Origin of the sequence: Mesorhizobium erdmanii USDA 3471 (assembly GCF_000472705.1) — a bacterium.
GTDB classification, from domain to species: Bacteria; Pseudomonadota; Alphaproteobacteria; order Rhizobiales; family Rhizobiaceae; genus Mesorhizobium; species Mesorhizobium erdmanii.
On record NZ_AXAE01000024.1, the window covers coordinates 48,107 to 70,618 of the forward strand.

General features: G+C 64.0%; 17 protein-coding genes. 6 read left to right on the forward strand and 11 right to left on the reverse strand.

The window, feature by feature from the left end:
* Positions 1–27: 27 nt before the first annotated feature.
* The gene (locus tag A3AU_RS0120080; protein WP_027054465.1) at positions 28–759 is read right to left on the reverse strand and encodes a helix-turn-helix transcriptional regulator; all 732 of its coding nucleotides are present in this window, start codon (positions 757–759) and stop codon (positions 28–30) included.
* A 261-nt stretch (positions 760–1,020) separates the two neighbouring features.
* On the opposite strand from A3AU_RS0120080, the gene A3AU_RS0120085 reads away from it, so the two are divergent.
* Positions 1,021–1,872: a transporter substrate-binding domain-containing protein gene (locus tag A3AU_RS0120085; RefSeq protein ID WP_027054466.1), complete on the forward strand. Its 852-nt coding sequence runs from the start codon at positions 1,021–1,023 to the stop codon at positions 1,870–1,872.
* 13 nt (positions 1,873–1,885) lie between these two features.
* On the opposite strand, the gene A3AU_RS0120090 is transcribed toward A3AU_RS0120085, so the two are convergent.
* Entirely contained in the window at positions 1,886–2,299 is a 414-nt protein-coding gene (locus A3AU_RS0120090) for a tellurite resistance TerB family protein (protein ID WP_027054467.1), read from the reverse strand.
* Between the two features lie 174 nt (positions 2,300–2,473).
* Between A3AU_RS0120090 and A3AU_RS0120095 the strand changes: the two genes are divergently transcribed.
* A complete protein-coding gene (locus A3AU_RS0120095; RefSeq protein WP_027054468.1) occupies positions 2,474–4,120 on the forward strand; it encodes a lysine--tRNA ligase in 1,647 nt (548 codons plus the stop codon).
* Here the strand turns inward: A3AU_RS0120095 and A3AU_RS0120100 are convergent.
* The 8 genes from A3AU_RS0120100 to A3AU_RS0120135 form a co-directional block, all read right to left on the reverse strand.
* Positions 4,086–4,967 (reverse strand): thermonuclease family protein, encoded by an 882-nt coding sequence (locus tag A3AU_RS0120100; protein WP_027054469.1) that lies wholly within the window; start codon positions 4,965–4,967, stop codon positions 4,086–4,088. The two genes, A3AU_RS0120095 and A3AU_RS0120100, sit on opposite strands and share 35 nt — an antisense overlap.
* A 9-nt stretch (positions 4,968–4,976) precedes the next feature.
* The gene (locus A3AU_RS0120105) at positions 4,977–5,615 is read right to left on the reverse strand and encodes a S24 family peptidase (RefSeq protein ID WP_027054470.1); all 639 of its coding nucleotides are present in this window, start codon (positions 5,613–5,615) and stop codon (positions 4,977–4,979) included.
* A gap of 124 nt (positions 5,616–5,739) precedes the next feature.
* A complete protein-coding gene (locus tag A3AU_RS0120110; protein ID WP_027054471.1) occupies positions 5,740–6,285 on the reverse strand; it encodes a thioesterase family protein in 546 nt (181 codons plus the stop codon).
* Between the two features lie 12 nt (positions 6,286–6,297).
* On the reverse strand, positions 6,298–8,517 hold the full coding sequence (locus A3AU_RS0120115; protein WP_027054472.1) for a 3-hydroxyacyl-CoA dehydrogenase NAD-binding domain-containing protein: 2,220 nt from the start codon (positions 8,515–8,517) through the stop codon (positions 6,298–6,300).
* A gap of 14 nt (positions 8,518–8,531) precedes the next feature.
* Positions 8,532–9,740 (reverse strand): acetyl-CoA C-acetyltransferase, encoded by a 1,209-nt coding sequence (locus A3AU_RS0120120; protein ID WP_027054473.1) that lies wholly within the window; start codon positions 9,738–9,740, stop codon positions 8,532–8,534.
* A 33-nt stretch (positions 9,741–9,773) separates the two neighbouring features.
* A complete protein-coding gene (locus tag A3AU_RS0120125; protein ID WP_027054474.1) occupies positions 9,774–10,946 on the reverse strand; it encodes an acyl-CoA dehydrogenase family protein in 1,173 nt (390 codons plus the stop codon).
* A 51-nt stretch (positions 10,947–10,997) separates the two neighbouring features.
* Positions 10,998–12,809, reverse strand: coding sequence for an acyl-CoA dehydrogenase (locus A3AU_RS0120130; protein ID WP_027054475.1), 1,812 nt, complete (start codon positions 12,807–12,809; stop codon positions 10,998–11,000).
* A 289-nt stretch (positions 12,810–13,098) separates the two neighbouring features.
* The gene (locus A3AU_RS0120135) at positions 13,099–13,560 is read right to left on the reverse strand and encodes a MerR family transcriptional regulator (RefSeq protein WP_081709601.1); all 462 of its coding nucleotides are present in this window, start codon (positions 13,558–13,560) and stop codon (positions 13,099–13,101) included.
* A 453-nt stretch (positions 13,561–14,013) separates the two neighbouring features.
* Here A3AU_RS0120135 and A3AU_RS0120140 point away from each other — a divergent pair, with 453 nt between their 5' ends.
* The 4 genes from A3AU_RS0120140 (at position 14,014) to A3AU_RS0120155 (ending at position 21,446) form a co-directional block, all read left to right on the forward strand.
* Positions 14,014–18,090 carry a peptidoglycan-binding protein gene (locus A3AU_RS0120140; RefSeq protein WP_027054477.1) on the forward strand — a complete coding sequence of 1,359 codons (4,077 nt, stop codon included), beginning with the start codon at positions 14,014–14,016 and terminating at the stop codon, positions 18,088–18,090.
* Positions 18,091–18,281: 191 nt separating this feature from the next.
* On the forward strand, positions 18,282–19,205 hold the full coding sequence (locus A3AU_RS0120145; protein ID WP_027054478.1) for a sulfite exporter TauE/SafE family protein: 924 nt from the start codon (positions 18,282–18,284) through the stop codon (positions 19,203–19,205).
* Positions 19,205–19,996 carry a TIGR02186 family protein gene (locus A3AU_RS0120150; protein WP_027054479.1) on the forward strand — a complete coding sequence of 264 codons (792 nt, stop codon included), beginning with the start codon at positions 19,205–19,207 and terminating at the stop codon, positions 19,994–19,996. Before A3AU_RS0120145 ends, A3AU_RS0120150 begins: the two co-directional genes overlap by 1 nt.
* A 193-nt stretch (positions 19,997–20,189) precedes the next feature.
* Positions 20,190–21,446, forward strand: a complete 1,257-nt coding sequence (locus tag A3AU_RS0120155; RefSeq protein WP_027054480.1) for an Hsp70 family protein — start codon at positions 20,190–20,192, stop codon at positions 21,444–21,446.
* Here the strand turns inward: A3AU_RS0120155 and A3AU_RS0120160 are convergent, their stop codons facing one another.
* Positions 21,447–22,349, reverse strand: coding sequence for a LysR family transcriptional regulator (locus A3AU_RS0120160; protein WP_027054481.1), 903 nt, complete (start codon positions 22,347–22,349; stop codon positions 21,447–21,449).
* Positions 22,350–22,512 lie beyond the last annotated feature (163 nt).

The window sequence follows — 22,512 nt, forward strand, 5'->3', positions numbered from 1 at the left end:
AAGAAGTTCTAGGTCGGCACGGCCGACCTAACTAATGTAGCCGCGCCTTATCGCCTCGGCGACGGCCTGGACCCGGTTGACGGCACCGAGTTTGCTTTTGGCGTTAAGAAGATGTTTCTCCGACGTGTGCTCGGAGATGCCGAGGATTTGCGAAATCTCCCATTCCGATTTGCCGACGGCGGCCCATTTCAGGCATTCGCGCTCGCGCGGCGTCAACTCGATATGGTCGATTGTCGTGGTCGCCGCGGTGTGGAGTTGCATGGCGCGGCCAACGGCATAGGTCGAGACCAGCGACACCAGGCCGAACTCGGCGGCCGACAGCTCCACGGCCTCGCCACCCAGCGACACCATGACGATCTGGCCATCGAGCGTGATCAGCGGGAAGGCCAGCCCGTCGCGCAGCTTGAAAGCGCCGGCGTCGCCCATCACTTCGCCGCTGCTCTTGTCGATGCGAACGCCCTGGGCAGCTTCGCGCCACTGGAACGGCGCCTGCAACTGCTTCATGTGGCTGACCACGGGATCGTGGTCGACATAGTTGCGCGCCACGTAGCGCTCCAGCCATTCGACGGGCCAGTCGCAAAGCAGCACATGCTGCTTCTGCTGCCCGGCCGGCGTGCCCGGCTGCGGAACCGTCCCGGCCATCAGCGCGGTCAGACCGAAATCCGACGTTATGCCCAACAGTTTCTCGCAGACCACCGCCGCCGTTCCGGCGTGCTGCAGTTGATCTATGTATTCCAGCGTACGATCGAATTGACCCATCGCAACATCAACCCCATGTTGCCTTGTGCATTGATATCAATGGTCCATGCGTTGTCTGCATTTGGCCACCGACCACGGATTGCAATAAGCATATTTTCGGTTGTGGTTCTCGACCCTGGTACCCCCACCAGGGCAGCCACCGCTGTTTTGCAAACGCGCCAAAGCATATCCTGAAATCGGCGCGTTGAAATCAAAAACCATTGTGCCTGCACCATTTTCGTACCAAAACCGGTGCGAAGACGAGTGCAGGGGAGTTCTATCGTGGCGTTCCAATGGAGGTCCCTGGTGCTGGCGTCGCTGCTGATCGCGGCGCTGCCAATGGCTTCCGGGGCGCGCTCGGCCGAACCACAGGTGCCGGTGTTGTGGGACGCCAAGGAACGATTGCCGAAGCCCGACCTTTCAGCACTGCCACGGCTGCGCTTCCTGACGACCACGGATTTTCCGCCCTTCAATTTCCTCGATGGCGCGGGAAAGTTGTCCGGCTTCCATATCGACCTGGCGCGCGCCATCTGCGCCGAACTCGGCATTGTCGACAAGTGCCAGATCCAGGCATTGCCGTGGGGCGAGCTCGAAGGGGCACTCGAGAAGGGCGAAGGCGAAGCCATCATCGCCGGCATCGCGGCAACCCCGCAGTCGCGACAGACATACGCCTTCTCGCGCTCCTATCTGCAGTTTCCAGCGCGCTTCATCATGCCGAAGAGCACGGCGTTCGCGGAACCGATTTTCGACAAGCTCCGCAGCAAGCGCGTCGGCGTGCTCGCCGGCTCGGCGCATGAACGGATGCTGCGCGACTATTTCAGCACGGTTCAGATCGTCTCCTTTGACGGGCCGGAAGCCCTCTACCGCGATCTCAAGGCAGGCAAGATCGACGCCGCCTTCGGCGACGGCATGCGCTTCGCGTTCTGGCTCGGCGGCTCCGATGCGGCCGGCTGCTGCCGTTTTGCAGGCGGTCCTTACCTGGCGCCTGAATATCTGGGCACGGGCATGGCCATAGCCACCAGGGCGGACAATCCGGCGCTGGCCGCCGCACTCGACTACGCGCTGCAGGAGGTTTCGATGAAAGGCACCTTCGCCGAGTTCTATCTGCGCTATTTCCCGGTCAGCTTTTTCTAGGGGCTGCCGATATTCAGGTCAGCGTGCGCAGCCGCGCCTTGGCGGCACGGCCGATGGCGGCGACGGTCAGCGTGTCGAGATCGAGCTGGCGGCGGATCAGCTGCAGCACCCGCACTTCCTCCATGCGCATTTCGAGATCGACGGCGGCCACCTCGAAGGCGGCGGCATAGGCGGTGTCGCGCAGGCGCTCCGGCAAAGCTTCGGCAATCTGGGCCAGGACACCCTCCAGACCATCCTTCTCATGCAAGTGCTTCTGACAAGCCTGGGCGACAGAAACCAGCCGGTCCTGCCTGAAATCCTCGAACACCGGCCATGAGCGGACAACGTCGCCAATCCGGGCCAATTCGACATCGGTCATGTCACGATCGGAGGCCGAGGTGATGACCATCAGATAGATCAGGGCCTCATGCGGGGTCGGCGACGGCATTGTTTGCTCCTTGAACGGGCTTCGAAGGTAGGAACAGGGCTCCAGGCCCGCAAGGAAAAAGCGCTGCAATCGTTGACGCCCAAGGCAGGCGCGCCTAGAGACCGGTTTGAAAAAACCCTGCTCCGGCCACGTCTTCGAATGATCTGGGCCGGCAATAATTTGGAAAACCGTGCCATGGCGGGATCAAACATCCTCGATCTCAACCCCGAACTGCTGGCGGCAGCGGCCGAGAGCAAGGCGTGGCCGTTCGAGGAAGCCAAAAAAATCATCGAGCGCTACAAGGGCGCCGACTTTCCCGAAACGATCCTGTTCGAGACCGGCTACGGGCCGTCCGGCCTGCCGCACATCGGCACGTTCGGCGAGGTGGCGCGCACCTCGATGGTGCGCCATGCGTTCCGCGTGCTGACGCAGGACAAGGTCGCGACCAAGCTCTTGTGTTTCTCCGATGACATGGACGGCATGCGCAAGATTCCCGACAGCGTGCCGGATCGGGCAGCGCTCGAACCGTATCTGCATATGCCGCTGTCTTCGGTTCCCAATCCGTTCGGCGGCGACTATGCGAGTTTCGCCGACCACAACAATGCGATGCTCTGCCGCTTCCTCGACACGTTCGGCTTCGACTACGAATTCGCCAGCGCGACGCAGTATTACAAGTCGGGCCGTTTCGACGCGATGCTCATGCGCGCCGCCGAACGCTATGAGAAGATCATGGCGGTGATGCTGCCGACGCTTGGGCCGGAGCGGCAGGCAACCTACAGCCCGTTCCTGCCGATTTCGCCGAAGAGCGGCCGCGTGCTCTACGTGCCGATGAAGCATGTCGACGCCAAGGCCGGCACCATCACGTTCGACGACGAAGGCACCGAGACCACGCTGTCGATCACCGGCGGCAAGGTGAAGCTGCAGTGGAAGCCGGATTTCGGCATGCGCTGGGCAGCGCTTGGCGTCGACTTCGAGATGTTCGGCAAGGACCACCAGACCAATGCGGTGGTCTACGACCGGATCTGCAACATCCTGGGTGGCCGCGCGCCCGAGCATTTCGTCTACGAGCTGTTCCTGGACGAAAACGGCCAGAAGATCTCGAAGTCGAAGGGCAATGGCCTGACCATCGACGAATGGCTGACCTACGCGCCGACCGAGAGCCTCGGGCTCTACATGTACCAGCGGCCGCGGCAGGCCAAGAAGCTGTATTTCGATGTCATTCCGAGGGCGGTGGACGAGTATTACACGTTCCTGGCCGCCTACCCCAGGCAGGACTGGAAGGAGCGGCTGGGCAACCCGGTCTGGCATATGCATGACGGCAACCCGCCCGCCATCGACATGCCGGTGCCGTTCTCGCTGCTGCTCAACCTGGTCAGCGCATCCAATGCACAGAACAAGGATGTGCTGTGGGGCTTCATCTCGCGCCACGCCACGGGCGTGACGCCGGCGACCCATCCCGAACTCGACAGGCTGACGGGCTATGCGATCCGCTATTTCGACGACTTCGTGAAACCGACGAAGACCTTCCGTCCGGCCGACGAGGTTGAGCGCGAAGCGCTGCGGGCCCTGGACGCAGCCCTTGGCGCGCTGCCGGCGGACGCCGGCGGCGAGGCGATCCAGAACGCTTCGCTCAACGTGGCGCGCAAGATCGAGCGCTACCAGGATCACTCCAAGCAGAGCCCGGAAGGCGGCCCGGGCGTTTCGGGTGCCTTCTTCCAGATGATCTACCAGGTGCTCATCGGCCAGGAACGCGGCCCGCGCTTCGGCTCGTTCGCCGCGCTTTACGGCGTCGCCGAGACCCGCGCGCTCATTCAGCAGGCGCTGGCTGGTCAGCTGGTTTGAGGGCGCCGCCCTCCTCTTCCAGGATCGAGCCCCCTTCCAGGATCGAGCTCGGGGCCTGAGGCGCCGGGGCGGTTGCCGCCGGCGCCGCCGAGATGCCCGCGAGGTTCGGCGCCGATCCGAAGATGCCCTTCTTGGCGCTTTGTGCCTTTTCGCCGGCCTCGACGTAAGGCCCGCCCTTGGCGGCGCGGGCCCAGCCGTTTTCGACCAGCCATTGACCAACATTCTGCTTGCCGATCCGGCATTCCGCCGCGATCCGTTCTCGGCCGCCTTCGGGTGGCACCGTGCAGACCACGGCGCGGCCACGCAGGAGGGCACGGAACGCCGTGCGCGCGCGGATGCCGCACGGCCAGGACTTGCCGTCCGTGGTGCAGGTCTCGTCCTGCGGCACGACATCTATGCCGGAAACCGCAACTGAATAGCCTTTCGCCTCGATCAGGCCGGCGGCCGTCGCGACCGGCTGGAATAGCTTCGTGCCGTTCCAGTCGTCGGGCATCTTCGGCTTGGGCGGCATGGCCAGCGCCAGCTTGCTCAGCGGTTCGCGCGGCTCGACTCGTTCCAGCTCCCCGGTGGGCAGCTCCGGTGGCGCGACAACGTCGGGATCGATCGCCCGCGAATGCACCGCCGGCGTTGACGGCACCGCAGCGGCGGGCGCTGGTATGGCTGACGTGACCGGCTCTTCAGCCCCGGTATCAGTGGTGCCGGCTTGCGAGGTCTTGTCCGCGCCAGGATCGATCTGATCCACCGCAACGGTGCTCTCGCTTCCTTTCAGCGTGCGGCTGCCGGCGACGACCAGGGCCGCCATCACCGGGACCATCACAACCGCCAGGGCAAGATGAGGAAACCGCACCAGCCCTACCTACTGGCTTGCCCAGACAATCCGCGCCACCCATTCGACGTCGCGCATCGCGATGTCGCGGTCAGGATGATCGGGATTGAGCGAGACCAGCGCGATCGACTTGACGGTCTGGCGCTCGAGCACCTTGGCCATCACCTCGCCTGATGTCGTCTTGACGACGACGCGGTCGCCCTTGCGGGTGACGGCACCCGGCTCGACGATCAGGACGTCACCATTGCGATAGAGCGGCAGCATGGAATCGCCCTGCACCTGCAACGCATAGGAGCTTTCGGTCGATTGCGCCGGCAGTTCGACCAGATCCCAGCCCTGCCCCGCCGGAAAACCCGCATCGTCGAAGAAGCCGCCGGCGCCGGCTTGGGCAAAGCCGAGCAAAGGCACGGATCGTCTATGCGCGGGAGCGGCGGCCATGCGGCCTTCGATCAAGCCGGTGAACTCGTCGAGTGAGGCACCCGTCGCCTCGATGATCTTGGCCAGCGATTCGGTCGAAGGCCAGCGCGGCCGGCCATCCGAGGACAGACGTTTCGACTTGTTGAAGGCGGTCGAATCCAAGCCCGCGCGCCTTGCCAGGCCTGACGCCGAAAGCGAGTAACGCTCGGCAAGAGCATCGATGGCGGCCCAGACGCGGTCGTGCGAGAGCATGACGTGCTCTCCTTCGAGACAGGAAAAAATGCCTTTTCCTTCTAGTCTGCGATCGCCGGTTTGTCCACCGGTGGTGCGCCAGCGGCGCATATTCTTCCCGGCTGAGGAAGACCGATTGCCGAGATCAGTCGCCCGCCTTGGCGAGGCTGCGCAAACCCTGATGCGATGTCATGAAAATTCGTTCCTCCTGCGTCGGCGGTCGCGGGTTCACAGCTCGGCCGAGCGCCATGACAACCTCGTCGATGTCGAGAAAACGGCGCGCCTTGCGGTCGTAGACACCAGCAGTCGTCAGGATCAAGGCAGCCGTTTCGCCATTGTCGAGGACAAAGCGATGCTTGCCGATGACCTGGCTGCCTTCCCAGGTTTCGATCGACGACACCACTTCGAAGCGGCGCCACAGCCTGATCTCGCGTGCGTAGACCGCCTGCAAGCCACCCATCATCGGCGCCCAGCCGTTCCTGCGCGCCAGCGAAATCAGGCCCGCACGAACGAACAGATCGATGCGGCCGAGATCCGCCAGCATCATGTAGCGGGCATTGTTGAGATGAATGTTGAAATCGATATCGGTCGGCAGGCAGCGAAAGGCCAGCCGGCTTTCACCGCCCATCCTATAGGGGCCACGGCTGCGCGCCGTGACCAGCATGCGCGCCATGCGCGCCCAGACATACATTTCCTTCGCCCGTCAGGCGGCCTGCTTCACGTCGCCTTTCGCATAAGGATCGAAGCGCTGGTAGAAGGTTTCGCCCTTCTCGGCCATGTCGATGAGCAGCTTGGGCGCCTTGAATTCGGCGCCGTACTTCTTCTGCAGATCCTTGGCGATCTTGACGAAGCGCTTGGCGCCGATGCCGTCGATGTAGGACAGCGCACCGCCGGTGTAGGGCGCGAAACCGAAGGCCAGGATCGAGCCGACATCGGCCTCGCGCGGATCGGTGACGATGCCCTCTTCCATCACCCTCGCCGCTTCCAGCGCAATGGTGACCAGCAGGCGCTGCTGCAGCTCCTCGTAATCGACCTTCTCGGGCGCGAGCTGCGGATAGAGGTCCTTCAAGCCCGGCCACAGCTTCTTCTTGGCCGGCTTGGCCGGATAGTCGTAAAAGCCCTTGCCGTTCTTGCGGCCGAAGCGGCCATGATCGTCGACCATGGTGTTGATCAGCGCCATCTGTTTGGGGTCGACCGCCTTATCGCCGAGATCCCTGATGGTCTGCTTCATGATCTTCTGGGCGAGGTCGATGGCCGTCTCGTCGGTCAGCGCCAGGGGGCCGACAGGCATGCCGGCGGCCTTGGCCGCATTCTCGATCATCGGGGCGGGCACGCCTTCGATCAGCATCTTGTAGGCTTCCGACATGTAGCGCAGCACGCAGCGGTTGACGTAGAAACCGCGCGTATCGTTGACGACGATCGGCGTCTTCTTGATGGCGCGCACGAAGTCGATCGCGGTGGCCAGCGCCTTGTCGCCGGTCTTCTTGCCCAAGATGATCTCGACCAGCATCATCTTGTCGACCGGCGAGAAGAAGTGGATGCCGACGAAATTCTTCGGCCGCGCCGAATTCTTCGCCAGCGAGGTGATCGGAATGGTCGAGGTGTTGGACGCGAAGATCGCCGACGACTTCAGCACGGCTTCCGCCTGTTCGGTGGCGGCCTTCTTGACGGCCGAATCCTCGAACACCGCCTCGACGACGAGGTCGCAGCCGGCGAGGTCGGCATAGTCTGCCGTCGGCGTGATCAACGACAGGAGCCTGTCGCGCTCCTCGGGCTTGGCGCGGCCCTTCTTGACCTGATCCGCGACCAGGCTGTCCGAATGCGCCTTGCCCTTGGTGGCGGACTCGATATCGCGGTCGAGCAGCACCACCGGGATGCCGGCCTTGGCGGTGACATAGGCGATGCCAGCGCCCATGAAGCCGGCGCCGAGAATGCCGATCTTCTTGAATTTGGTTTCCGGCACGCCAGCCGGGCGGCGCGCGCCCTTGTTCAACTCCTGCAGCGAGACGAACAGCGAGCGGATCATCGCCGCCGCTTCCTTGGTCTGCATGATCTCGGTGAAGTAGCGCTGTTCGATCCTGAGCGCCGTGTCGAAAGGCACCAGCAGGCCCTCGTAGACACATTTCAGGATCGCCGCGGCGGCCGGGTAATTGCCATGGGTTTCACGACGCAGGATGGCGATGGCCGGCGGCCAGAGATTGAAGCCGGCCGGCGAATAGATCTGGCCACCAGGCAGCTTGAAACCCTTCTCGTCCCACGGCGCCACCGGCTTGAGGCCGTTCCTGATCATCGCCTTGGCTGTCTCGATCAGTTTGGCCGGCTCGGCGATTTCGTGGATCAGGCCCATCGACTTGGCCTTCTGCGGCGACAGGTTCTGGCCCGAGGTCAACATCTGCAGCGCCTGCTGCTGGTCGGTCAGCCGCGGCACGCGCTGCGTGCCGCCGGCACCGGGGAAAATGCCGATTTTCACTTCGGGGAGCGCCATCTTGACCTTGTCGCTGTCGGCGGCGACCCGGCCATGGCAGGCGAGTGACAGCTCGAAAGCGCCGCCCATGCAGGTGCCGTTGATTGCCGAGACCCACGGCTTTCCGCAGGTTTCCAGCTTGCGGAAGAGGCCGGTCATGGTGCCGGCATTGGCGAACAGCGCCTTGATCGCCTTGTCCGCGTCCTTGCTCTTTTCGGCAGCGTAGGTCGCCAGCATCTTCTGCAGCAAGGTGATGTCGGCGCCGCCGGAGAAGGTATCCTTCCCGGAGGTGATCACCGCACCCTTGATGGCGGCATCTCCCGCCACATGATCGACGATGCTGTTCAACTCCCGCATCACCTCCTCGGTGAAGACGTTCATCGAGCGGTCCGGGCTGTTCCAGGTGACCAACGTGATGCCGTCAGCATCGGTGTCGAGGGTGAAATTGCTGTAGCTCATGATTTCTCTCCCCGTCAGACGCGTTCGATGATCGTTGCGGTGCCCATGCCGGCGCCGATGCACAGCGTCACCAGCGCGGTGTTGAGGTCGCGGCGCTCGAGTTCGTCCAGCACCGTGCCGAAGATCATCGCGCCGGTGGCACCGAGCGGATGGCCCATGGCGATGGCGCCGCCATTGACGTTGATCCTGTCATGCGGGATCTCGAAGGCCTGCATGTAGCGCAGCACCACGGAGGCAAAGGCCTCGTTGAGTTCGAACAGGTCGATGTCCGACAACTTCATCTTGGCGCGCTTCAACAGCTTCTCGGTGACGTCGACAGGGCCGGTCAGCATCAGCACCGGCTCGGAGCCGATATTGGCGAAGGTGCGGATGCGCGCGCGCGGCTTCAGGCCCATCGCCTTGCCTGCCTTCTTGGAGCCGAGCAGCACGGCAGCGGCGCCATCGACGATGCCCGACGAATTGCCAGCGTGATGGACGTGGTTGACCTCTTCCACCTCGGGGTGCTTCTGCACCGCGACCGCATCGAAGCCACCCATTTCGCCGGGCATGACGAAGGACGGGTTGAGCGAGGCCAGCGACTGCATGTCGGTCGAAGGACGCATGTGCTCGTCATGGTCGAGGATGGTCAGTCCGTTCTGGTCCTTGATCGGGATGACCGAATTCTTGAAGCGTCCGTCGGCCCAGGATTTGGCGGCGCGCTTCTGGCTCTCGACCGCATAGGCGTCGACATCGTCTCGCGAGAAACCGTATTTGGTGGCGATCAAGTCGGCCGAGATGCCTTGCGGCACGAACCAGCCTGGCAGGCCGACCGAAGGGTCCATGAACCAGGCACCCCCGGAGGCACCCATGCCGACGCGCGACATGGATTCGACGCCGCCGGCAATGACGATCTCGTCCGCCCCTTGCGCGATCTTGGCGGCGCCGAAATTGATGGCGTCCAGCCCCGAAGCGCAGAAGCGCGAGATCTGCATGCCGGGCGCCTTGGTGTCGTAGCCGGCTTCGAAGGCGGCGGCGCGCGGAATGACCGAGCCGGCTTCGCCGACCGGATCGACGCAGCCGAAGATGATGTCGTCGACGTTGCCGGTATCCAGGCCGTTGCGGTCGCGCAGCGCTTCCAGCGTCTTGGCGGCAAGCCGCACCGCCGGCACCTCGTGCAACGATCCGTCCTTCTTGCCCTTGCCGCGCGGCGTGCGCACGGCGTCGTAGACATAAGCGTCAGCCATTTTCGTGCTCCTTGGGTTCGCCTGACGTCACGCTCAAAGAGAGCGGCCGATCAGCAATTTCATGATCTCGTTGGTGCCGCCGTAGATGCGCTGGACGCGAGCGTCGCGGAACATGCGGGCGATCGGATATTCATTCATGTAGCCATAGCCGCCATGCAATTGAAGGCATTCGTCGACGACTTTGCCCTGCAGATCGGAAAGCCAGTATTTCGCCATCGAGGCCGTCACCGGATCGAGCCCGCCATTGATGTGGCGGGTGACGCAATCATTGTAGAAGACGCGGCCTATGGTGGCCTCGGTCTTCAGTTCGGCCAGCTTGAACTGGGTATTCTGGAAATCGATGATCGCCTTGCCGAAGGCCTTGCGCTCCTTGACATAGTCGATGGTCAGCGCCAACGCCCGCTCGATCATGGCAATGGCGCCCGTGCCGATCTGCAACCGCTCCTGCGGCAGTTGCTGCATCAGCTGGACGAAGCCCTGCCCTTCCTCGAGACCAAGCAGGTTAGAGGTCGGCACGCGCACATCGTTGAAGAACAGTTCCGAGGTATCGTTGGCCTTCAGGCCGATCTTGTCGAGGTTGCGGCCGCGCTCGAAACCCTCGACCTCGTCGGTCTCGACGACGATGAGCGAGGTGCCCTTGGCGCCCTTGTCCGGATCGGTTTTGGTGACGACGATGATGAAGTTGGCAAGCTGACCATTGGTGATGAAGGTCTTGGAGCCATTGACCTTGTATTGGTTGCCATCCTTCTGTGCGCGCGTCTTGACGCCCTGCAGGTCGGAACCGGCGCCCGGTTCGGTCATGGCGATGGCGCCGATCAGTTCGCCGGTGGCGAGCTTCGGCAGCCACTTCTTCTTCTGCTCCTCGGAGCCGTAATGGAGGATGTAAGGCGCAACGATCGAATTGTGCAGGCCGATGCCGAAACCGTCGACGCCGACATGCCCGATGGCTTCGATGATGGCACTCTCATGCGCGAAGGTGCCGCCCGAGCCGCCATATTCCTCCGGCATCGAAGCGCAGAGCAGGCCCGCGGCCCCTGCCTTCAGCCAGCTCTCGCGGTCGACCATCTCGTTCTTCTCGAACTCGTCGTAGCGCGGCGCGATCTCCTCCGCCATGAAGCGGGTCGCCATGTCGTAGAGCATGCCGACCTCGTCCGCCGCCCAGGCGGGCTTCGGCAAAGAGAGCACTTCGGCTGGATTTGTCGCCACGATTTCCTCCGCGTTCCGACATTGTGGGCCGGCGCCGCCGGCCCGCCGAACCTAGAACGCTTCCGCAGGCAGCGCCATCAGCGTGTCCGCGCCACTCGAAATGCGGGCGAGGTGCGCCGAGGTCTCCGGCATGATCCGCTCCATGAAAAAGCGCGCCGTCACGACCTTGTTGTCGTAGAACGCCCCTTTGTTTTCGTGCAAAGATTGAGAGCCGTTGGCGCCGGTCTTGCCCTGCGCAGCCTTGGCCATCTGCGCCCACATGTAGCCCAGGGCGACGAGGCCGAAGAGATGCATGTAGTCGGTGGAGGCGGCGCCGGCATTGTCCGGCTTGGCCATGCCGTTCTGCAGCAGCCACATGGTGGCGGCCTGAAGATCGTTGAGGCCTTTCTTCAATGCTTTGGTGAACGGCGCCATCTTTTCGTCGGAACGGTTCTCCTCACAGAACTCGCCGACTTCCTTGAAGAACGCCTGGATGGCGCGGCCGCCATTCAGGCCGAGCTTGCGGCCAACGAGGTCGAGCGCCTGGATGCCATTGGCGCCTTCATAGATCATGGCGATACGGGCATCGCGCACGAACTGGCTCATGCCGTGCTCTTCGATGTAGCCGTGACCGCCAAACACCTGCTGGGCCATGACGGCGTGGTCGAAACCCTTGTCGGTGAGCACGCCCTTGACTACCGGCGTCATCAGGCCGGTGTAGTCGTCGGCCGCCTGGCGGTCCTTGTCGTCGGCGGAGCGATGCGCGATGTCGGACTTGATCGCCGTCCACAGCGCCAGCGCCCGGCCAGCCTCGTTGAAGGCCTTCATGGTCATCAGCGAGCGGCGGATGTCGGGATGGACGATGATCGGGTCGGCCTTCTTGTCCGGCGCCTTGGCGCCCGACAGCGAGCGGCCCTGCAAGCGGTCCTTGGCGTAGGCGACGGCGTTCTGGTAGGCGATCTCCGACAGCGACAGGCCTTGCAGGCCGACGCCTAGGCGCGCCTCGTTCATCATCGTGAACATCGCCTTGAGGCCGCCATTTGCCTCGCCCAGCAGCGTGCCTTCGGCCTCGTCATAATTCATGACGCAGGTCGAATTGCCATGGATGCCCATCTTTTCCTCGATCGAGCCGCAGGAGAGCGTGTTGCGCTCGCCTGGATTGCCCGATGCGTCGAGCTTGAACTTCGGCACGACGAACAGCGAGATGCCCTTGACGCCTTCCGGGGCGCCCTCGATGCGGGCCAGCACCAGATGGACGATGTTGTCCGACATGTCGTGCTCGCCCGCCGAGATGAAGATCTTCTGGCCTGAAATCCTGTAGGTGCCATTGCCATTCGGCACCGCCTTGGTGCGCAGCAGGCCGAGATCGGTGCCGCAATGCGGCTCGGTCAGGTTCATGGTGCCGGTCCAGGCGCCCTCGACCATCCTGGGCAGCCATTGGGCTTTCTGCTCGTCGGTGCCGTGGGTGATGATCGCCGCGATCGCGCCCTGCGTCAGGCCGGGATACATCATCAGCGACATGTTGGCCGAGACCATGTATTCGGCGACGGCGGTGTGGACGGCATAGGGCAGGCCCTGGCCGCCGAACTCGACCGGCGCTGCCAGCCCCATCCAGCCGCCCTCGCGATACTGGTCGAAGGCTTCCTTGAAACCTTTCGGCGTCGTCACCGAGCCGTCGTCGTGGCGCACGCAACCTTCCATGTCGCCGACGCGGTTGAGCGGATGCATGACGTTTTCGGCAAGCTTGGCGCCTTCGGCGAGGATCGCCTCCAGCACGTCGGGCGTGGCGTCGGCAAATCCGGGAAGGTTCGAATAGCGCTGATAGCCCAGCACCTCGTTGAGTACGAACAGCGTATCCTGGACCGGAGCCCTGTATGTCGGCATGCTTTTTCTCCACCCTGCGGACCTGATCCGAAAGCCCCGAATTCATGTCAGGGCAGCATCGGACCAATGTTGAATTCGGAGTAGCAAAAATTGACGTTTGCGTAAACGTCAATTTTCTCGATGCGACAAGATTGCCGCTCTGCCCATGACCGGTGAAGCCAGCGGCGCAACGTCGTGCAGGCCAGCACCGCGGAACCAAAGGAATGGATGCGAACAACGAAAAAGCCGCGCGGCGGAGCCACGCGGCTTTAATGGTCAGAAATCCGACAGGTCGGAACTGGCGGTATATTTAGCTGGCGACGCTCGCCTGCGGCGCCGTGCGCTCGGTCAACATCTGGCGCACCGCCGACATCGAGCCCGAGAGCTCGCTGATGGCGTCGTCGATCAGCGCCCGCTGCTTCTGCAGGCGGGCAAGCTGCTTCTCCGACTTGTCCAGCGCCAGCCGCAACTGCTTGGTGTTGGAACCGGTCGGATCGTAGAGATCCATCATCTGCTTAACGTCACGCAGTGAGAACCCGACCTTGCGGCCAAGCAGGATCAGCTTCAGCCGGGCCTTGTCGCGGCGCGTGTAGAGACGGGTCGAACCGTCGCGTTGCGGGTTGAGCAGGCCCTTGTCTTCGTAGAAACGCAGCGTGCGCAGCGTCACGCCGTATTTCTTGGCCATTTCGCCAATGCGGGCGAGATCCTCGCCGGATTCGACAGATGCATTATTGGTATTGGCCGCGGTCTCGCCGGCCGAGATAAGCTTCATGGTCACTGGCTTTCCCCGTCTGGTGGCGTCGCGGTCCTGGACCATGCGTCGCCTGGCTGGAAGCGGGGGCGTGCTTCCAGCCGTGGTTTCGACAAACAAAATCGCAAACAGCACACTCGACTGCGCCTTTTACGTTTACGTCAATTCTATACCGATAGCCGCATCATGACGCAAGGGGCGTTCGCAGAAGGTGCTTTATGCCGCACCGCCGGCAGCGGAAGCCAACTTCCTTGCAACTTCTTAAGCTTGGTTAACGCGTTGTTTACCACGTTGGGGGAAATGTGGGCGCGTCGGTTACCCGTGTTTATCCTGTATCGAATTTTTCACGGTTTTTCGGAGCGCGGGTAAACCCCGGGAAGCTTGTCTTCCACCGTCGCAGCGCGGTCGCCTTCGTTCCGGCAGGGACTTGGGGAGCTGGTCGCAAGCCGGCCAATCTGAAAGACGGACGCACCGATGAACAGCAAGCGGTCCTATCTCGATACACTCAACGCCGGCAGGCAGCGCAGGCCGCAGACCACGCTCGAGCAACTGAACCGCTCGCTGGAAACGCTGGAACAGCGGCTGGGACAGAGCCGCGAGGAAGTGACGGCACGTCCGGCTCCGCGCCAATACGGCGCCGACCCTCGCTATCCCGTCACCGATCCGCGCTCGGCCACCGCGGACCCGCGTTATCCTGCCGCCCAGCCAACCGCCCAGCAGCGCTGGTACGAGAGTCCGCAGCCGGTACCGCGGCCGCAGGGCCCGGCGCCGGCCCCCAGCTTCGACCAGAACTACCAGGCGATCGCCCGCGACATCGACCGCGTGCGCGGCCAGGAAGACAGCGTCGCCATGGTCGGCAAGATCGCCGGCGAGCTGCGCGGCATGCGCGAGGAACTGCGCCACCAGATGACGGCAGGCCTGCAGCGCGAATTCGATGCGCTGCGCAAGGATATAGACCGCGCCTTCCAGGCGAACGCCAAGCCCGGCGTGGCAGGCAAGGGCAGCGCCGAACTCGGCGTGGAATTCGAGCGGCTTTCCGGTGCCATCAAGTCGCTGTCGGAGAAGAGTGACGACAGAAGCGTCAACCTGTTGCGGCTGGAACTCGAGCAGGTCAAGGCCGCGCTCGACACGCTGGCACGCGAGGAGAGCGTCCAGAAAGTCGACCGCCGCTGGGACGAATTCGACCGTCGCTGGACCGCTTTCGAGGACCGCGTCGACGCCGACCAGCGCAAACGTTCCGACGATCCCGCCCTTGCGGCACTGACCGACCGGCTGGAGCAGATCAGCAACGCCGTCAACAATCTGCCCGAATCATTGTCGCTGCGCTCGCTCGAGGAGAAGGTGCGTACGCTCGCCGGCGCCGTCGAGCACTTTGCGGGCCAGCAGGATAATCGCGGCGGCGACACGCTTGCCATGATCGACGAGCGTCTGGACGAGATTTCCCGCGCCATCGTTGCCTCGACCGTCGCGGCACAGGCCAATTCGGTCGACCACGAGGCCATTGAACGCATCGAGAAGCGCATCGATTCGCTTGCCCGGCAGATCGAGGAAGTGGCGCAGGACCACCCCGGCAACGCAGTCATGGATCGCCTGAGCACGTTGTCGAACCGGGTCGACGAACTCGCCGGCCGCGCCAATCTGCCCGAACAGGCGATGGAACGGCTGGCCAAGCAGATCACCCTCATCGCCGACAAGATCGACCAGGCGCCGGCCATGCCCGACGCCGACTACATCTTCCATGGGCTCGAGCAGCGCTTCGACGTGCTGTCCGGGATGATGGAACGCCGCCAGGGCGACGCCATCGAACAGGGCAACATACTGTTCCGCGATCTCGAGCGCCGTCTCGACGAGGTTGCCGACCGGCTCGACCAGCGCATCGTGCCGCAGGTCGACAGCGCCGGCATCATGGAAGCCATCGACGCCCGCTTCACCGCACTCGCCACGCGCATGGAGACGCGTGCTCCCGATCCTGCCGGCGATGCGGCGATCCGTGGACTGGAAAGCCGGCTCGAGGACATCTCCAGCCGGCTCGACGCATCGGCGGCCCAGGTGGCGGGCATCGATCCGGCGCTGATCCGCAGCCTGGAGGCACAGGTCGCCGGCCTTTCAGCCCATCTGTCCAGGCCGAGCACGCCGCTGCCGGAATTCGAGGACATCAGCCCGCGCCTCGACGAAATCGAGAAGGCGCTGGCCGGCACCCGCGATTCCATCCTTGGCGCGGCTCGCGAGGCGGCCGAGAGCGCGGTGCGCTCGCTGGGCAGTTCGAACGCCAACACGACGGCCGTTTCCGGCCTCGCCCAGGACCTGAAGACGCTGGAAGCGCTGACGCGGCGTTCCGACGAGCGCAATTCGAGAACCTTCGAGGCCATCCACGACACGCTGCTCAAGATCGTCGACAGGCTGGGTTCGCTGGAAACCAGCGAACCGTCGGAGGCGGTCAGCGAGCTTCTGGAGACGCGCCAGGAAGAGGTCGCCGGCAAGCGCCGCGCGCGCACCGCCAAGATGGCTGTCGAGGCGCCGTCCCTGGATATCGACGAGCCGATGCCGCTGACCGGCGACATGGCGGATCTCGACGGCCGCGCCGCCGCCATTTTGGGCGGAGAGCCGGGCCTACGTGGCGATTTCGGTACGCGTAGCGACCTGGGCACGCGCAGCGAGCCACGCGGTGACTTAAGCACTCGCTCGCCGGCTGAAGCCGCCGCCGCCGCCGCCATGGCCGCGCTCGGGTCCGACACCATTGCCGAGAAGGAACAACCGGCGGGCCGTAAATCGTTGTTCGGCGGGCTGGCCCGCGCCTTCAAGGGCAAGAAGTCGGCTGAACTTCCGCCACTGGCCGGCTCGGCGCCGAGCGACGACATCCCAAGTGTCGATCTCGACGAGCCGCTCGACCCGAAAGTGGCCAACCGGCCGCTGGAGCCCGGCTCCGGCGCACCCGACCTTAATGCCATCATGAAGCGGGTGCGCGATGAGCGCGGGCAGCCGGCAAAGCTCAGCGAAAGCGACGCCGCGAAATCGGATTTCATCGCAGCCGCGCGGCGCGCGGCGCAGGCCGCCGCCGCGGAGGCCGACGCCTTGAAGCGCCAGTCGACGGTCAAAGGCCCGGTGAAGGCGCTGAGGATCGGCGACCTGCTCAAGGCGCGGCGCAAGCCGATCCTGATGGCGGCGGCAGCGATCATGCTGGCGCTTGCCGGACTGCAGCTCGGCAAGGCGTTTCTCTCAGATCCCGCCCAAATGGCAAGCAACGACGCCGCGCCGATCGCCGTCGCGCAACCGGTGCAAACGGCATCCGTCGACACAGCGAGCCAGCCGAAGGCGGAAGCCCAGCCGGCCGCGGCGGACAGCGCGCCGGCCCGCGCCGTCAGGCAGGCCGAACCCTCAGCGCCGGCAAGCAAGGACGAGATGGTAGCGCAGACCGCCCTGGCGATGCCGTCGGACACGGACGCAATGGCGAATACAGCGCCGGTTGCAGAGCCCGCCGCGGCCCCTGCCGCTTCGGCCAACTCTTCTGGCCCGAGCGCGGCATCCAACGCAATGGCTTCGGCCACTGCGGCGCCAGCCGCGCCCATTGCCACGACCCCGATGGATGCGACGGCTTCCGAGCCGGCCGCGCCGACGGCAGCCAGCGAGGCCATCGCCAAGGAGACCACCGGTGCCGTAGCGCCGACGGATGCCCCGGCGGCGGCGGCGACGGCCAAGTTCGACATTCCGGCGGATGCCGGCCCCGCCGCTCTGCGTGAAGCCGCCGCGGGCGGCGACGCCAAGGCACTGTTCGAGGTCGGCTCGCGCTACGCCGAGTCGCGCGGCGTCAAGGAAGACATGGCGGCAGCGGCCAAGTGGTACGAGAAATCGGCGGAACTCGGCTTCGCACCCGCCGAATACCGCATCGGCAATTTCTATGAAAAGGGCATCGGCGTGGCCCGCGACATCAAGAAATCAAAGACCTGGTACCAACTCGCCGCCGAGCAGGGCAATGCCAGCGCCATGCACAATCTGGCCGTGCTGTTCGCCATGGCCGCGGACGGCGTGACTGACAATGAATCGGCCGCGCATTGGTTCCAGGCGGCCGCCGACCTCGGCGTCAAGGACAGCCAGTTCAATCTGGGCATCCTCGCCGCCAAGGGCGTCGGCATGAAGCAGAACCTCGAGGAATCCTACAAATGGTTCGCGCTCGTGGCCAAGACCGGCGACAAGGACGCGGCCGCCAAGCGCGACGAGATCGCCAACGCCCTGCGGCCCGAGCAGCTCCAGCGGGCGCGTGCGGCCACCGAATTGTGGAAGGCCAAGCCACTCAATGCCGCGACCAATTCGGCCGACATTCCCGAATCCTGGCAGGAGGGCACGCCACAGACGACCGCCGGCATCGACATGAAGAAGGCGGTCAAGAACATCCAGCTCATCCTCAACAAGAACGGCTACGATGCCGGCGGCGCCGACGGCGTCATCGGCGACAAGACCAAGAACGCGATTATCGCTTTCCAGACAGACAACAAGCTGCCGGCGACCGGCGCCGTCGATGAAAAACTGGTCCAGGCGCTGCTGGCGCGCAAATAACAGGGGAGCGTCGTTTCCACGACGCTCCCGCCACACATTTGCCTGTTAACTGATTGAGATATTTTTTGTTTCGGCGCGGCGACGGGGTTTGACCCCGCCGCCGCGTCGGCGCAAGGAAAAATTGGCTTTTCGGTGCGAGACTGCCAACAACGGCTGTATTCGCCGACGGGCAAACTGATCGAGACTGACGGGTGGGCATCTATCTCCCGATTGCGGAAATTTCCGTCAACGTCTTCGTGCTGCTGGCCATGGGTGCGGCGGTGGGCTTCCTGTCGGGCATGTTCGGCGTCGGTGGCGGGTTCCTCATCACGCCGCTGCTGATCTTCTACAACATTCCTCCGGCGATCGCGGTCGCCACCGGCGCCAACCAGGTCATCGCTTCGTCGTTCTCCGGCGCGCTGTCGCACATGAAGCGAGGTACGCTCGACTTCAAGCTCGGCGGGGTGCTGCTGGCCGGCGGCATCGTCGGCTCCACCGGCGGTATCTTTGTCTTCGGCTTCCTGCGCCAGCTCGGCCAACTCGACCTGTTCATCTCGCTCTCATACGTCGTGCTGCTCGGCACCGTCGGTACGATCATGCTGATCGAGAGCGTCAGCGTGCTGCGTGCCACGCGAAGCGGCGCCGCACCGGTGCTGAAGAAATCCGGCCAGCACAACTGGATCCATCGTCTGCCGCTTAAGATGCGATTCAGGGCGTCGAAGTTGTTCGTCAGTGTCATACCGGTGCTTGGCCTTGGTGCCAGCATCGGCTTTCTGTCGTCAGTCACCGGCGTCGGTGGCGGCTTCATCATGGTGCCGGCGCTGATCTATCTGCTGAAAGTGCCGACGAACGTCGTTATCGGCACGTCGCTGTTCCAGATCATCTTCACTTCGGCCTTCACGACGCTGGTCCATGCCAGCACCAACCAGACCGTCGACGTGATGCTGGCCTTCATCTTGATGGCGGGTGGCGTGGCCGGGGCGCAATATGGCGCCAAGGCCGGCCAGCGGCTGCGCGGAGAGCAGCTCAGGGCGCTGCTGGCCTTGCTGGTACTGGCTGTGGCGATCCGGCTCGCCATCGATCTTTTCGTCACCCCACCCAATCTCTATTCGCTGTCCGGCGCGGGCCTCAACTGATGGCAGGCCCGAAAGCGTTCGCAGCCGCGATTGCCCTGTCACTGCTTGCCGCCGCCGCCCCGGCGAAGGCACAGTCGCCGCTGCCGGAAGGCATCCAGATCGGGCTCTCCACCGACAACGTCTCGATCACCGCCGGCTTTTCCGGCGCCGACCTGACCATCTTCGGCTCGCTGGAAAACCCCGACCCGCTGGTCGCCCGCCAGAACCGCTACGATGTCATCGTCGTGCTCGAAGGCCCGCCGCGACCGGTGGTCGTGCGCCGCAAGGACCGGGTGCTTGGCGTCTGGGTCAACCTGGATTCCGAAGCCTTCGAGAATGTGCCGATGTCCTATTCGGTGGCGACGACGCGGCCGCTGCAGGACATCACCGAACCCAACAGCTACAAACAGCTGTCGCTCGGTGCCTCAAACCTCTACATGCAACCCGCCGATCCCGGCGACAGCCCGGCGACGATCGAGGAATTCACCGCTGCGTTGCGCGAACGCAAGACGGCCACCGGCCTCTACAGCGAGAATGTCGGCGGTGTGCAGTTCCTGTCGCAAAATCTGTTCCGCGCTACCGTCAGGCTGGCGCCGAACGTGCCTGTCGGCACCCACAAGGCCCGCGCCTTCCTGTTCAAGAGCGGCCTGTTCATCAAGGAGAGCTCGGCTCAGCTCGAAATCCGCAAGTCCGGCTTCGAACAGTCGATCTTCCGTGTCGCCCACGACTACTCCTTCCTCTATGGCGTCTTCGCCATATCCCTGGCCATGCTGACGGGCTGGCTCGGCAGGCTGATCTTCCGCAAGGATTGAGGCGTCCAAAAGGGGTTTCCCTTTTCCGCGTCATGCTATAGACCGCACCTCCCCGCCCAACGGGCAAGCACGCACATTTCAATCCGGCAGAGTGGTCAATTCGGCAGAGCGGTCCGGTCGCCCGAAACCGCAGCGCACGCGTCGCCCGCGAGCGCCGATCCGCTGCCTGCCGCCAATGACACAGGAGGCTGCGTTGCGACCAGCATTCGCCGGTATCGATTTCGGCACTTCGAACTCCACTGTCGGTGTGGTCCGCAACGGACAAGCTCGCCTCGTCACGCTCGAGGACGGCCAGGTCACGCTGCCAAGCGCGGTGTTCTTCAACTTCGAGGACGGCCGCATCGGTTTTGGCCGCCAGGCCATCGCCAACTACACCGACAGCGTGGAAGGCCGGCTGATGCGTTCGCTGAAGAGCGTGCTCGGCAGCTCGCTGGCGCATGAAAAGACGCGCATCAAGGCGCGCTCGATCGGCTTCATGGAGATCATCGGCCTGTTCCTCGGGCATCTCAGGAAAAAGCTGGAGGAGGATGGCGGCGATCTGGTCGAGACCGTGGTGCTCGGCCGGCCGGTGCAATTCGTCGATGACGATGCGCAAGCCGACGCGAATGCCCAGAGCGACCTGGAACAGGCCGCGCACGCCCAGGGCTTCAAGCACGTCGCCTTCCAGTTCGAGCCGATCGCGGCCGCACTCGACTACGAGCAGAGGGTGACGCGCGAGGAACTGGCGCTGATCATCGACATGGGCGGCGGCACGTCCGACTTTTCGGTCGTGCGCGTCTCGCCGGAGCGGGCCCGATCCGCCGACCGCAAGGACGATATCCTGGCCAGCCGGGGCGTGCATATCGGTGGCACGGATTTCGACCGGCTGCTCAGCATCGCCCATGTGATGCCGCAGCTCGGTTACCTAACCCCGACCAAGGACGGCAAGCGCAACCTGCCGGCCAGCTATTTCGTCGATCTCGCGACGTGGCAGCGCATCAACCTGGTCTATACCGCCAAGGCGATGACGCATCTGCGCCAGATCCGCTACGAAGCCGCCCGCGCCGACCTGGTCGACCGCTTCATCCACATCGTCGAGCACCGTTACGGGCACGCACTGGCGGCGTTGGTCGAAAAGGCCAAGATAGAGCTGACCGACCGATCGTCGGCCGAAGTCGCGGTGAAGTTGTCCGACGTGGCGTTCGCCGCCGGGATCACGCGTGAGGGGCTGGACGCCACCATCGCCCGGGACATCGAGCGGGTTACCGCAACGGTGGCTGAGACCATCCGCGACGCTAACGTCAAGCCGTCTGACATCACGGCGGTGTTCCTGACCGGCGGCTCGACCGCGATCCCGCTGGCGAGACGGGAAATCCTGTCGCTGGTGCCGCAGGCTTCCGTCATCGACGGTGACATGTTCGGCTCGGTCGGACTTGGCCTGGCGCTGGATGCCCAGCGCAAGTTCGGCTGATCACGCCGAACCGTTTCCAGTCGTTTCGGCGCCGAGATGCGCCTTGAGCGCCATCTGGGCCAGGCTGGCCTGGCGGTCGCGATGGGTGATCATGGCGAAGTCGCGCTTCGGCAGCTCGATCGGCACCGCTCTCAAACTGCCTTCGGCGACGGCACGGCCGACGACGAGTTCCGAAATGATGGTGGCGCCGGCACCTGCCTCGACCGCCTGGCGAACCGCCTCGTTGCTGGGCAGCACCAGGAATACCTGCAAATCGGCAAGCGAAATCCCCTCGCGCCGCGCCAGATCCTCCAGCACTTCTCGCGTACCCGAACCGCCCTCGCGGATGATCCAGCGCAGGCCCCTGATGTCGGGGCGGCCCGGCGCAATTTCGGCGATCTCGGGATGTGATGCGGCGACCACCAGCATCAACCGGTCGGTGTCGACCTTGGCGCGGCGCAATATGTCGGATTCGGTACGCCCCTCGACCAGGCCGAGATCGGCGGTACCATCCAGCACGCTAGCCTCTACCTGCCTCGTGTTGCCGATGCTGACGCTCAGCCTTACCGCGGGATAGGCCTCATGGAAGGAGGCCAGCCGGCGCGGCAGCCAGTAGCTGGCGATGGTCAGGCTGGCGGCGATGGAGAGGCTGCCGGCGACCGTCTGTGAGACATGTTCCAGCACGTTGCGGGCGGCGGCAGCCCGCTCCAGCACGGCCTTGGCCTCCGGCAGGAACCGATGGCCGGTCTGGGCGAGCTCGATGTTACGGCCGACGCGGTTGAACAGATGGACGCCGTGCTGCTCCTCGAGCGCGCGGATGGCGGCCGATGCCGCGGATTGGGAGATGCCCAAAAGCTCCGCCGCCTTGGTCATATGGCCGCGCTCGGCGACGGCGACGAAAATGCGCAACTGATCCAGGGTCATATCGGTATTAAGAACCAATATCGATCGAATTTACAAGAACAACTGATTAGACGGATCGATATCATTATTCTACTTTTTGAGGCGAAGTTAGAAAAAATTGGCCATCAGGTCGCGACGAATAAAATGATCGGGCGGTTCAGATCCCTTTTTACGCATTGGGCCC